Source organism: Rhizobium sp. Root483D2, assembly GCF_001426685.1.
Lineage (GTDB): Bacteria > Pseudomonadota > Alphaproteobacteria > Rhizobiales > Rhizobiaceae > Pararhizobium > Pararhizobium qamdonense.
The window spans coordinates 145,298-158,234 of record NZ_LMFB01000001.1; the positions used below are offsets into that span (position 1 = coordinate 145,298).

General features: G+C 60.8%; 12 protein-coding genes. 5 read left to right on the forward strand and 7 right to left on the reverse strand.

The genetic code is table 11. The features are described from left to right. Positions 1–9 precede the first annotated feature (9 nt). From pgl to ASD32_RS00665, 4 genes are all read left to right on the forward strand, one after another. Complete coding sequence (pgl, locus tag ASD32_RS00655) at positions 10–708, forward strand: 6-phosphogluconolactonase (protein WP_060635980.1); 699 nt, start codon at positions 10–12, stop codon at positions 706–708. A 185-nt stretch (positions 709–893) separates the two neighbouring features. Beyond that, positions 894–2,714, forward strand: coding sequence for a phosphogluconate dehydratase (gene edd, locus ASD32_RS00660; protein ID WP_060635981.1), 1,821 nt, complete (start codon positions 894–896; stop codon positions 2,712–2,714). Positions 2,715–2,870: 156 nt separating this feature from the next. Further along, positions 2,871–3,017, forward strand: a complete 147-nt coding sequence (locus ASD32_RS29320; RefSeq protein WP_156382986.1) for a hypothetical protein — start codon at positions 2,871–2,873, stop codon at positions 3,015–3,017. Then, positions 3,001–3,429 (forward strand): type II toxin-antitoxin system VapC family toxin, encoded by a 429-nt coding sequence (locus tag ASD32_RS00665; protein WP_060635982.1) that lies wholly within the window; start codon positions 3,001–3,003, stop codon positions 3,427–3,429. Before ASD32_RS29320 ends, ASD32_RS00665 begins: the two co-directional genes overlap by 17 nt. Positions 3,430–3,496: 67 nt before the next feature. Here the strand turns inward: ASD32_RS00665 and ASD32_RS00670 are convergent, their stop codons facing one another. From ASD32_RS00670 to ASD32_RS00695, 6 genes are all read right to left on the reverse strand, one after another. Next, entirely contained in the window at positions 3,497–3,904 is a 408-nt protein-coding gene (locus ASD32_RS00670; protein ID WP_060635983.1) for a hypothetical protein, read from the reverse strand. 149 nt (positions 3,905–4,053) lie between these two features. Beyond that, positions 4,054–5,142 carry a sn-glycerol-3-phosphate ABC transporter ATP-binding protein UgpC gene (gene ugpC, locus ASD32_RS00675; RefSeq protein ID WP_060635984.1) on the reverse strand — a complete coding sequence of 363 codons (1,089 nt, stop codon included), beginning with the start codon at positions 5,140–5,142 and terminating at the stop codon, positions 4,054–4,056. 62 nt (positions 5,143–5,204) lie between these two features. Then, positions 5,205–6,863, reverse strand: coding sequence for an alpha-glucosidase (locus tag ASD32_RS00680; RefSeq protein ID WP_156383011.1), 1,659 nt, complete (start codon positions 6,861–6,863; stop codon positions 5,205–5,207). Between the two features lie 37 nt (positions 6,864–6,900). Then, positions 6,901–8,046 carry a carbohydrate ABC transporter permease gene (locus ASD32_RS00685; RefSeq protein WP_060635985.1) on the reverse strand — a complete coding sequence of 382 codons (1,146 nt, stop codon included), beginning with the start codon at positions 8,044–8,046 and terminating at the stop codon, positions 6,901–6,903. Position 8,047: 1 nt separating this feature from the next. Then, positions 8,048–9,058 carry a sugar ABC transporter permease gene (locus ASD32_RS00690; protein ID WP_060635986.1) on the reverse strand — a complete coding sequence of 337 codons (1,011 nt, stop codon included), beginning with the start codon at positions 9,056–9,058 and terminating at the stop codon, positions 8,048–8,050. Positions 9,059–9,271: 213 nt separating this feature from the next. Continuing rightward, entirely contained in the window at positions 9,272–10,630 is a 1,359-nt protein-coding gene (locus ASD32_RS00695; RefSeq protein ID WP_060635987.1) for an ABC transporter substrate-binding protein, read from the reverse strand. Positions 10,631–10,930: 300 nt separating this feature from the next. Between ASD32_RS00695 and ASD32_RS00700 the strand changes: the two genes are divergently transcribed. Continuing rightward, the gene (locus ASD32_RS00700) at positions 10,931–11,962 is read left to right on the forward strand and encodes a substrate-binding domain-containing protein (protein WP_060635988.1); all 1,032 of its coding nucleotides are present in this window, start codon (positions 10,931–10,933) and stop codon (positions 11,960–11,962) included. Positions 11,963–11,982: 20 nt separating this feature from the next. Here the strand turns inward: ASD32_RS00700 and folD are convergent, their stop codons facing one another. Then, positions 11,983–12,882, reverse strand: a complete 900-nt coding sequence (gene folD, locus ASD32_RS00705; protein WP_060635989.1) for a bifunctional methylenetetrahydrofolate dehydrogenase/methenyltetrahydrofolate cyclohydrolase FolD — start codon at positions 12,880–12,882, stop codon at positions 11,983–11,985. Positions 12,883–12,937: the final 55 nt, after the last annotated feature.

The window sequence follows — 12,937 nt, forward strand, 5'->3', positions numbered from 1 at the left end:
ACGGGCGCCATGACGGCTGCGATGCATGTATTCAACGATGGTGCGGCCCTGGCGGAAGGCCTTGCGCAAGCGGTCGCCACTGCGCTGTCGGCAGCCGTTGCGGCCCGCGGGCAAGCCTGCATCGCCGTGTCCGGCGGCTCGACGCCGAAGGCTTTCTTCAAGGCGCTGTCCGGCAAGGCGATCGACTGGACCAAGGTCACCGTGGCCCTGGTCGACGAACGCTTCGTCGCACCCGATACCGACCGCTCGAACGAAAAGCTCGTCAAGGACAACCTCCTGATCAACGCTGCGGCGCTCGCGATCTTCGAGCCGCTCTATTATCCAACGGCGACCGCCGAAGAGGCGGCTGCCGCAGCCAGCAAGCAGACCGCCGCCATCGGCTGTCCCTTCGACGTGGTGATCCTCGGCATGGGCGGCGACGGGCATACGGCCTCGTTCTTTCCGGGCGGCTCGCGCCTTGCAGAAGCGCTCGACCCGGCCACGCCGCGCGGCGTGATGACGATGGAAGCCGAAGGTGCGGGCGAGCCGCGCCTGACATTCACATTCTCCAGCCTTCAGGATGCCCGACTTCTGGTGCTCCATATCGAGGGAGCGGCCAAGAAGGACGTTCTTGCGAAGGCCGAAGCGCCCGGTGACGAGGCGGAGATGCCGATCCGCGCCATGTTGCGCCGGGCGGCCTCGCCGCTCCAGATCTACTGGGCACCCTGAAGCGGGCCGCGATCTCTCGAGATCGCTTCCCGCGCTTCAGGTCTTAGATTTACGCATGCCGTCATCGCCAACCGCTGCATACGTTTGCGCGGCATGCTGAAAGCCCGAAATCCGGGGACCCAAGACCCGGATAACCGCAACCATGCCGACCACAGGAGTGCCGAACACTCCGGAACAGGATTGCCATGTCCGCCGACAGCCGTATTGCCGCGATCACCGCCCGCATCGTCGAACGCTCGAAACCTTACCGCGAGCCTTACCTCGCCCGCGTTCGCGCGGCGGCATCCAAACGCGTCACCCGTTCGGTCCTCGGCTGCGGCAATCTTGCCCATGGCTTCGCCGTCTGTTCCCCCTCCGAGAAAGTGGCGCTTTCCGGCGACGAAGTGCCCAATCTCGGGATCATCACCTCCTATAACGACATGCTCTCGGCGCATCAGCCCTTCGAGACCTATCCGGCGCTAATCCGCCAGGCCGCCCATGACGCCGGCGGCGTGGCGCAGGTGGCGGGCGGCGTTCCCGCCATGTGCGACGGCGTCACCCAGGGACAGCCGGGCATGGAACTTTCGCTGTTTTCGCGCGACCTGATCGCCATGGCTGCAGGCGTCGGCCTGTCGCACAACATGTTCGATTCCACCGTCTATCTCGGCGTCTGCGACAAGATCGTTCCCGGCCTGATGATCGCCGCCATGACCTTCGGGCATCTGCCGGCGGTGTTCATTCCCGCCGGGCCGATGACCACGGGCCTGCCGAACGACGAGAAGTCGCGCGTCCGCCAGCTGTTTGCCGAAGGCAAGGTCGGCCGCGACGAATTGCTGGAGGCGGAATCGAAGTCCTATCACGGCCCCGGCACCTGTACCTTCTACGGCACGGCCAATTCCAACCAGATGCTGATGGAGATCATGGGCTTCCATCTGCCCGGCGCCTCCTTCATCAATCCGGGTACGCCGCTGCGCGATGCGCTGACCCGCGAGGCAACCCGGCGGGCACTGGCGATCACCGCGCTCGGCAACGAATTCACCCCTTCCGGCGAGATGATCGACGAACGCTCGATCGTCAACGGCGTGGTCGGCCTGCATGCAACGGGCGGCTCGACCAACCACACGATGCATCTCGTCGCCATGGCCCGCTCGGCCGGCATCGCGCTGACATGGCAGGATATTTCCGAGCTTTCCGACATCATCCCGCTGCTTGCCCGCGTCTACCCGAACGGGCTTGCCGACGTGAACCATTTCCATGCCGCCGGCGGCATGGGTTACCTGATCAGCCAGCTTTTGAAGCACGGCCTGCTGCATGACGACGTGCGCACCGTTTTCGGTCAGGGGCTCGATGCCTATGCGATTGACGTCAAGCTCGGCGAAAACGGCACGGTCGCGCGCGAACCGGCACCGGATGTCAGCCATGATCCCAAGGTGCTTTCGACCGTCGAACAGCCCTTCCAGCATTCCGGCGGGCTGAAGATGCTGACCGGCAATCTCGGCAAGGCCGTCATTAAGATTTCGGCGGTCAAGGCGGAGCGCCACGTCATCGAGGCACCGGCCAAGATCTTCCACGATCAGTTAGAACTGCAGACGGCGTTCAAGGATGGCAAGCTCGAGGGCGATTTCGTCGCGGTCGTGCGTTTCCAGGGCCCGAAGGCCAACGGCATGCCGGAACTGCACAAGCTCACCACCGTGCTCGGCATCCTGCAGGACCGTGGTCAGACGGTGGCGCTCGTAACCGACGGCCGCATGTCCGGCGCCTCCGGCAAGGTGCCTTCGGCGATCCACATGACGCCGGAAGCCAAGGATGGCGGACCGATCTCCAAAATCCGGGAGGGCGACATCATCCGGCTGGATGCCATCCATGGCACGATCCAGGTGCTGGTCGATGCTGCCGAACTTGCCAACCGGACTCCGGCCGAGGCCGATCTGTCCGGCAACGAATTCGGCATGGGCCGCGAGCTGTTTGCCCCGTTCCGCGCGGCAACGGGCTCGGCCGACCATGGGGCGAGCGTGTTCTTTCACTGATAGCGGAAGCTCCCGGCCTGACAATTGAGAGTCTGCATGGCCGTGGCCCTACCCGTTTGACGTTTGGCATGGCGGTGTTATCCTTGGCTCTCAGCGTGGAGCAAGAGTGTGAGATTACATCGCCGAAAGTCCGATGCCACAGCGGAGGAGACCGAAGTGAGTGAACACCGTGCTGATCGCCAGCCGCTTGCCTCAAAGCGCCTTGATGCATCCGCAATCATGGCGCTCGGCAAAAAGGTGGCCGATATGCCGCTCATCAGCAGCCGTACACCGCAGGAGATCCTGGATGGCATTGGCGATTGACGCCGCAGCTATCGATACATCCGTCCTTATCGCAATTTTCGAGCAAGAGCCGGATGCAGGTGTCTATGCGACTTGGCTGGCACAGATTCCGAATTTGTATATTTCTTCCGTGACAATCTATGAGGCATCAATCGTTTTGCTGACGCGGCGCGGCATGCGCGCTGTAGACGTGCTCCACGACTTCATCAAAGTGCATGGAATCTTGGAAATCACCTTCGATAGAAAATTCGCCGACATAGCGTTGGAAGCTTACAGCCAATATGGAAAAGGTATTGACCCAAAGGCGCGCCTGAACTTCGGGGATTGCGCCGCCTATGCACTGGCAAAAGGTATGAGGGCCCGCCTGATCTACAAGGGCGACGACTTCAGTCGGACGGACCTAGCTTATGACTGGGAGCAAGCGGCCACCTGAGATTGGCGATCACGCTTGATGCCACTAACCGCAAATCTCTATTCGCTCAGCTCAAATCTCTATTCGCTCAGCTATAGATATCCAGCACCCGATTGCGATGATTGGGGTGTGTCGAATAGACGAAGATGCGATTGAGGTCGCGCTCCGACATCAGGCGCAGGAAACGGGCCTCGATGATATTGTTGGCATGCACGCGCTTGACGACGCAGCCGACCATGCCGATGCGGGCGCTGGGCACATCGAGATAGAAATTCTGAGGCAGCTTGAACTGCGTGGCGATGCCGAGAACCGCGCTACTTTTGGATATTTTCAACAGTTCGCAGCGGCGGGAGGTGAGGTTGAGCATGCCGTTTTCGGTATATTCGATCCGGGCATCGTTGCGGGTATCCTCCATCGGGAAATTGGCTTCCCGGTCGTACATGAAGGATTCTTCCTTGCTGAGATATGTCGGTTTATCGGATGCCTGTCCCCGCATCTGTCTGCTCCATGCGCCTCTGTTTTTTTTGAAACTTTAGCCGCTGAAATTTAACAGAGCGTGACCCGGCGCCCAATTTGATCACATCGCGCATAAAAAAACCCGCCGGGAAACACAGCCCCAGCGGGTCTTTCAGGGATGGACGGGTTCTACGTGCGGTAGCTTTTTCCCTCCGCATCGAAGAGATGCAGCTTTGCCTTATCCGCGGTGAAACGCACCTTTTCGCCGCGCTTGATGTCGAGAATGCCAGGCACTTTGGCGATGATCGGTTCGTTGGCAACGAGGCCTTCGATATAGAGCAGCGTGACTTCGCCCAAGGCTTCGATGATGGCGACCGTGCCTTCGAACAGGAAATTGTCTCCGGTCGAGACGCGCAGGTCTTCCGGCCGCACGCCAAAACTTGCCGCCTTGCCGTTTTCGGAGGCTGCAGTCGGAATATCGAGAACATCCGTCTTGCCGCCGGGCAATTCCACCGTGGTTTCGGCATCGGTGGCGACGATCTTGGCCGGGATGATGTTCATTGCCGGTGAGCCGATGAAGCGGGCGACGAAGAGGTTGGCCGGGCGCTCGTAGAGTTCCAGCGGCGGGCCGACCTGTTCGATGCGGCCGGCCGACAGCACGACGATACGGTCGGCGAGCGTCATCGCCTCCACCTGGTCGTGGGTGACGTAGATCATCGTCGTATCCGGCATGGATTCATTGAGCTTGGCGATCTCGATGCGGGTGGCGACGCGCAGCGCGGCATCAAGGTTCGACAGCGGCTCGTCGAACAGGAAGACTTTTGGATCGCGGCAGATGGCGCGGCCGATGGCGACGCGCTGGCGCTGGCCGCCGGACAGCGCCTTGGGCAGGCGGTCGAGATACTGGGTCAGCTGCAGGATATCGGCGGCGGAGCGGACGCGGCGGTCGATCTCTTCCTTCGATTCCTTGGCGATGCGCATGCCGAAGGCCATGTTATCGTAAACCGTCATGTGCGGATACAGCGCGTAGGACTGGAACACCATGGCAATGCCGCGCTGCGAGGGCGGCACCTCGTTGACCAGCCGTTCGGCAATATACATCTCGCCGCCGGAGATTTCCTCAAGGCCGGCGATCATCCGCAGCAGCGTCGATTTTCCGCAGCCGGACGGACCGACGAAGACGACGAACTCGCCCTGCCTGATATCCAGATGGATGCCATGGATGACATCCACCGCGCCATAGGACTTGCGGATATTCTTCAGTTGCAAACCTGCCATGTCATCCTCCCCTTCATTCTCTCGTCTTTGGCCGGCTCTTTCAGGAAACCGGTTTGATCTGGTTATTCCACCCGAGCGAAAAAGCCGCTCCACGCCGGTAGCGTGATGGTGTCACCGGTCAAGGCCGATCCGAAGCCATGGCCGTCAAGAAGCTCAAGCTTGGCAGCCGGCTTTACGGTCGTGACCGTGTCGGCGCTCATGTTGAACAGGCACAGGATCGTCTCGTTGCCGAGCTTGCGCTCGAAACCGAGCAACGGTGCCTCATAGGCCAGAAACGCGATATCGCCCTTGGCAAAGGCCAGGTGCTGGCTGCGGAATGCCAGAAAACGCCTGTAGTGATTGAGGACCGAATTGGGGTCCGCCTGCTGCACCGAGACGGCGCTGCGGACATGTTCCGGCGACACGGGCAGCCAAGGCTTGGATGTCGAGAACCCGCCATTGACGGCGTCCTTGTCCCAGACCATCGGCGTGCGGCAGCCGTCGCGGCCCTTGAAATCGGGCCAGAACTGGATGCCATAGGGATCCTGCAGGTCTTCATAGGCGAGATCGGCTTCGGACAAGCCCAGTTCCTCGCCCTGGTAGATGCAGACGGAGCCGCGCAAGGTCATCAACAGGCTCGCAAGGAATTTCGCATGCGCCGGATGATCAGTGATCCCCTCGCCCCAGCGGCTGACATGGCGCACGACGTCATGATTGGAAAACGCCCAGCAGGCCCAGCCCTCGGGTGCGGCCTGTGCAAAGTCATGCAGCACCTGCGCCACACCTGCCGGCGTCAGCGGATCGGGCGCCAGGAATTCGAAGGCGTAGCACATGTGCATCTTGTCGTTGCCGGACGTATATTGGCCGGCAATCTCGAGGCCGATCTGGCTGTCGCCGACTTCGCCAACGGCGGCGATCGCCGGGAATTCGTCAATGACGGCGCGGAAGCGCTTGAGGAATTCCAGGTTTTCCGGGCGGTTCTTGTCGTAGAGATGCTCCTGGTAATTGTAGGGGTTGACGGCCGGCGCCGTGTTGGCATTGCGGCGCTCGGGCGCCAGCGCCGGGTTGTCGCGCAGTTCCAGATCGTGAAAGTAGAAGTTAATCGTATCCAGCCGGAAACCATCGACGCCGCGTTCCAGCCAGAACCGCTCGACGGCGAGAAGCGCCTCCTGGACCTCCGGGTTGTGCAGATTGAGATCCGGTTGCGAGGTCAGGAAGTTGTGCATGTAATATTGCAGGCGCGTCGGATCCCATTGCCAGGCCGAGCCGCCGAAGATCGACATCCAGTTGTTGGGCGGCGTGCCGTCCGGCTTGGAGTCTGACCAGACATACCAGTCCGCCTTCGGATTGACGCGGCTGGACCGGCTTTCGACGAACCATGGATGCTGATCCGATGTATGCGACAGGACCAGATCGATCATCACGCGGATGCCGAGACGGTGGGCTTCCGCGATCAGCTCGTCGAAATCCACCAGCAGGCCGAAGATCGGATCGACGCCGGTATAGTTCGAGACGTCATAGCCGAAATCCTTCATCGGCGACGTGAAGAACGGCGAGATCCAGATGGCATCGACCCCGAGAGAGGCGACATGCGGCAGGCGGGCGGTGATGCCCTTCAGGTCGCCGATACCGTCGCCGTTGCTGTCCTGATAGGAGCGCGGGTAGATCTGATAGATCACCGCGCCACGCCACCAGTCCCAGTCGGCCTGCAAGAGGGAACCCTTCTGCTCGGTCATGTTCATATTCATTCAGTCGAGGTCCTTGTCCAATCGAAAAGTCTCAGCCGCCCTTGACCGACCCCGCCAGCAGGCCGCGCACGAGGTAGCGCTGCAGCGTGAAGAAGACGATCAGGGGCACGATGATGGTGATGAAGGCCGAGGCCGTCAGGATTTCCCAATTGCCGCCGCGCGACCCCAAGAGGTTGACCAGGCGGCCGGTCAGAACCAGCTCATTATTGCCGGTTCCAAGGAAGACCATGGCGACGAGCAGATCGTTCCACGTCCACAGGAACTGGAAGATCGAGAAGGAGGCGAGCGCCGGGAAGGACAGAGGCAGGATGATCTTGATGAAGATGTCGAAATCGCTGGCGCCATCGACGCGGGCCGATTCCATGATTTCACGCGGCAGGCCGGCCATATAGTTGCGCAGAAGATAGATCGCCAGCGGCAGGCCGAAGCCCATATGCGCCAGCCAGATGCCGACATAGGTCTTGGCGGGAACGCCAAGGAACGCGCCAACGCCGTTGTAGAGTTTCAACAGCGGGATCAGCGACATCTGCAGGGGAACGACCAGCAGGCCGACGACGACGGCGATCAGGATCGCCCGGCCGGGAAACTTCATCCAGGCCAGGGCATAGGCGGCAAAGGCTGCAACCAGGATCGGGATGATCGTTGCCGGAATGGCGACGGTCAGCGAATTGATGAAGGATGCGCCGATACCGGCGGCGCGCATGACCTCGCGATAATTGTCGAACGTGAAGCGCGGCGGGATGGCGGCGGTATAGAAGATGCGCTGGCCACGCGACCCTTCCATCGCCGTATCCGAGACGATCTGGAAAGTGCCGTCGGCCTGAACCGTCAGCTTTTCGCCGTCATTCAGTTCGGCGGTCTCGCCGGGCTTGAAGGCGGTCGGCGCCCTGCTGTTGAAGCCGAAGGCCGAAACCTGCGCGCCCTGGCCTTCCAGGACAGTGCCGGCAATGACGAATTTGCCGTCTTTTTCCACCTGCATATCGGCACCCGGAGCACGGAAGACGAGGTTCTGGCTGGAGGTGGACAATGCCGTCCACCAGCCGGAAACGGCGAGCTGATCCTTGTCGCGCAGCGACGAAATCAACAGGCCGGCGGTCGGCAGGGTCCACAGGACGACAAGCAGGATGACGGAAATATGGACAACCCAGATGAGGGGGGAGCGGGAAGAAGCAATCATCTCAATGGCCCTCCATTTCCTTGGTTGCGTTACGGATGTTCCAGATCATGATCGGGATCACCAAAAGCATGATGATGACGGCGATGGCGGCACCCCGGCCGAAATCACCGCCGCCGCGGAACATCCAGTCGAACATCAGATTGGCGAGAACCTGGCTTTGCCACTGCCCGTTGGTCATGGCGAGAACGATGTCGAAGACCTTGAGCACCAGGATGGTGATGGTGGTCCAGACGACGGCGATCGTGCCCCACATCTGCGGGATCATGATCTTGAAAAAGATCTGCAACCCGTTGGCGCCGTCGATGACGGCAGCCTCGATCGTTTCTTCCGGAATGCCGCGCAGCGCGGCCGACAGGATCACCATGGCAAAGCCGGTCTGGATCCAGATCAGGATCACCATCAGGAAGAAATTGTTCCAGAAGGGCAGCGTCACCCAAGCCTCCGGCGTGCCACCGAAATAGACCACCACGGCATTCAAAAGACCGATCTGCGCGGTGCCTTCGGCGCGGTAATCGTAGATGAATTTCCAGATGACGGACGCGCCAACGAAGGAGATCGCCATCGGCATGAAGATCAGCGTCTTGGCGATATTGCCCCACCATATCCGGTCGGTGAGCGCCGCGATGATCAGTCCGAAGAATGTGGCGGCGGCGGGCACGACCAGCAGCCAGAGGAAATTGTTGTAGATCGACTGGCGGAACTCGCCGTCGTTGAACATCCAGATGAAATTGTTCAGCCCGGCGAAATTCTCACCCGACCTGTCATGCAGGCTGAGCCACACCGAGGCGATCACCGGGTAGATCAGGTAGATGGTCAGCGAGAACAGGGCGGGGCCGAGGAAGAGCCAGGGCCGGATGGCATTGGTGATGCGCAGGTTGCGCGAGGCAACGGGGCCTGTCAGCCCTTTCGATGGAAAGAGCCGGTCAAGGATCCAGTTCGTGCCGAAGAAATAGGCGGCGCAGGCCAGAACCCCCGCAGCCATCGTGGCAATGGCGAATATCAACTGCTGCATGACGTTTCCCCTCCCCGAGATAACCGCCGGAGGAGAATTTCCCGCTCCGGCGTTCGTGACATCTTCCCGTAAAGGGAAGATCAGGCTGCTGACAAACCTCGAAAAACTCAGTTCGAGGACATGCAAAACCTTTCTGCCTCATCCCCGCCGGCCTGGGCGGGGACTTCAGTGACCCGGCGGCGGCCGGGTCAGTCGCAGCGCGGTTTGGAGATCCTACTTGATCGAGTCCCAGGCCTTCTGGATGCCGTCGGAGACATCCTTGGCCGACTTGCCGCCGACATAGTCGATCATGCCGGTCCAGAAGGCGCCGGCGCCGATCTTGCCTGGCATCAGGTCGGAGCCGTCGAAGCGGAAGGTGGTGGCGTTCAACAGGATTTCGCCCTGCTTCTTCATCGGGCCGTTGGCATAGGCATCCTTGTTGGCGCTCTTCAAAGGCGTCAGAAAGCTCGACTGCGCCATCCAGACTTCATGTGCGATCGGCGTTTCCAGGAACTCGATGAAGGCGCGCGATGCCGGCGTATCCTTGGTGATCATGGCCAGCGTGCCGGCGCCCAGAACCGGATTGCCGAGGTCCGGCTTGCTGGCATAGGGCGGCATGTAGAAGAAATCGGCATCTTCACCCACCTTCGTGCCTTCGGGGAAGAAGGACGGAATGAACGAGGCCTGATGGTGCAGGTAGCATTTCGGCGGCGAGGCAAACAGGCCCTTCGGGCTATCGCGGAAGTCGGCGGAGGCGACGGCTGCAGCGCCACCATCGACATTCTTGTCGTTCTTGGCAAACCAGCCAAACTCGTCTATGGCGCCGATGACGGCGGGATCGTTGAACGGGATCGCGTTGGTGACCCACTTGTCATAGATGTCGGCCGGCTGCGTGCGCAGCATCATGTCCTCGACCCAGTCGGTGGCCGGCCAGCCGGTCGCACCGCCGGAGCCGAGACCAATGCACCAGGGCGTGCCGCCATCGGCGACGATCTTTTCCGTCAGCGCCTTCAACTCTTCCATGGTCTTCGGGACCTCATAGCCCGAATCCTCGAAATTTTCCGGCACGTACCAGACGAGCGACTTCACGTCGATCTTGTAGGGGAAGGCGTAGAGTTCCTTCTTGCCGTCCTTGCCGGCATAGGTCGACAGATCGACCCAGGACTGGCCGGCGGCGTAATTGTCGAGCAGCCATTTCTGGGTGTCTTCGCCCAGCGGCGTCAGGTAACCCTTCGAGGCCAGGTCGGCAATCAACCCCGGCTGCGGCAGGATGGCGATATCCGGCGGGCTGCCGGCCTGCGTGTCGATGACGATCTGCTGCTCGTAGTTTTCAGACGACGAGTATTTCACATCGACGCCGGTCGCATCGCGGAAATAGTCGAGCATGGATTGGGCCAGCGCTTCGTCCTCACCGCGCCAAGGGCCGAAAATGGTCAGCGTCTGACCCTTGAGGTCATGGCTTTTCTTGAACTCTTCGAAGCTTGCCCAATTGAATTTGGAATCTTCACCCGGCTTGAATTTTAGCTCGGCTGCATGCGTTGCACCCGCGACAAGCGCAAGGGCGGCCACGCCCAACAGGAATGTTCTTTTCACGCCATTTCCTCCCAAGAAAGGCCCGGCCCCATGAACGCCGGGCAAATACCGCAGCGCCGCCAAAAAATTCAAAGCGCTTTGAGTTTGCTAACAAACCATTGCGACGGGCTTCAAGTCAAGACCTTTCCCGCATGGGTCGAGTTAAGCCCCATTTTCTTGCGGCGCAGCGAAGTTTTGCAGCGCAATGAGGCCGATTTTTCTAGATGATGATCAAACCCGATGGTACAAAAACTGCCATGCGTGGAGATTAGAAGCAAAAACTGAAGAGAAATCAAAGCGCTTTGGGAGTGCGCGCCTGTCATGAACGTGAATTTGAAGCAGCTGGCGGAGATGTTGGGCCTGTCGCAAACGACAGTCAGCCGGGCGCTTAACGGCTATCCGGAAGTCAACGCCGAGACGCGTCAAAGGGTGCTCAGCGCCGTACGCGAGACCGGTTACCGGCCAAACCGTGCGGCCCAGAGGCTTGCCACCGGCCGTGCCGGGTCGATCGGGCTGGTGATGCCGATCGCCCGGGGCATTGATTCCGATGTGCATTTCGGCGAATTTCTGGCCGGGCTCGGGGAGGAATCCGTCCGGCATGATTTTCATTTCGTCATCAATCCGAGCGCCCCGGACGACGAGGAAGCGACGTTCAAGCGGCTGGCCGCCAGCGGCAATGTCGATGCGCTGTTCGTTGCCTATGTGCGGGAACATGATCCGCGCATCGCCATGCTGAAAACCCTGTCGATCCCTTTCGTCGTGCATGGCCGGGCGGTCGGACAGCCTGCCGATTATCCCTTTCTGGATATCGACAATACCGGCGCCTTCTACGATGCGACGCGGCTGCTGATCCAGCTGGGCCACCGGCGGATCGCGCTGATCAACGGGCCGGGGAACCTTGCCTATTCCATCCGCCGGATGAAGGGAATGCGGCGCGCACTGGAGGAAAACGGGCTGCGGTTTGACGAGGGCCTGGTGCGCAATTCCCTGATGACCGACGAATATGGCCACCGCGCGATGCAGCAGTTTCTCGAGCGGGATGAGCCGCCGACGGCCGTCCTCTGCTCCAGCACCGTGATTGCGCTCGGCGCCGTCCGGGCGATCAACAGGGCCGGCCTGCAGATGGGCACGGATATTTCACTGATTGCCCATGACGACGTGTTGCCGATGCTGAAGCCTGAAAATTTCAGCGTGCCGCTGACGACGACGCGCTCATCTCTGCGGGCCGCCGGCGCCCGGATCGCCACACGGCTGATTTCGCGCATTCTGAAAACCGGCGACTATCCGGAACAGGAACTGTGGCGCACCGAACTGATCGTCAGGGCCTCGACAGGCCCTGCCCCGAAATCGTAGGTGCTTTCCCGCTCAATCCATCAGAACTTTGGCGCTGTTTTTCCGGCCTTGCGGTAGGCGGCGATCACCGTGTTGGCCATCAGCATGGCGATGGTCATCGGCCCGACGCCACCCGGCACCGGCGTGATGACGGCTGCCACCTCGGCGCATTCGTTGAAGGCGACATCGCCGACAAGGCGCGACTTGCCCTCACCCTTTTCGGGCGCTGCAATGCGATTGATCCCGACATCGATGACGGTGGCGCCGGGCTTTACCCAATCGGCTTTCACCATTTCCGGACGGCCGACGGCGGCCACCAGGATATCGGCATTGCGGCAGACGGCGGGCAAATCCTTGGTGCGCGAATGGGCGATCGTCACCGTCGCATTGGCGGCGAGCAGCAATTGCGCCATCGGCTTGCCGAACAGATTGGAACGGCCGACGACGACGGCGTTGAGGCCGGAGAGATCCTCGCCGTGGGTTCGCTTGACGAAGACCATGGCGCCCGCCGGGGTGCAGGAAACCAGGCCGCCATCGAGATCGCCGGTCGCCAGCTTGCCAGCGTTGACGACATGCAGTCCATCGACATCCTTTTCCGGCAGGATCGACTGGATGATCGCCTCGGAATTGAAATGCTTGGGCAGCGGCAGCTGCACGAGAATGCCGTGCAGGCTCTCATCCTTGTTCAAGGTCTGGACCAGCGCTGCGAGTTCTTCCTGCGTCGTCTCCTCCGGCAGCGTATGCTGAACCGAGGTGAAGCCACATTCCTTGGCCATCTTGCTCTTGGACGACACATAGGCGTGGCTTGCCGGGTCGTTTCCGACGATGACGACAGCGAGACCGGTCTTGACGCCGGTCTGTTCGGTCAATGCCTGCGATGCGGTTTTCACGGCATCGATCACCGATGCTGCAACGTCTCTGCCATCAATCACGGTCGTCACGGTGTTCTCCCAGATTCTCTTTTGTTCTGCTTACTGTAGTTTCAGCAAAAAATAG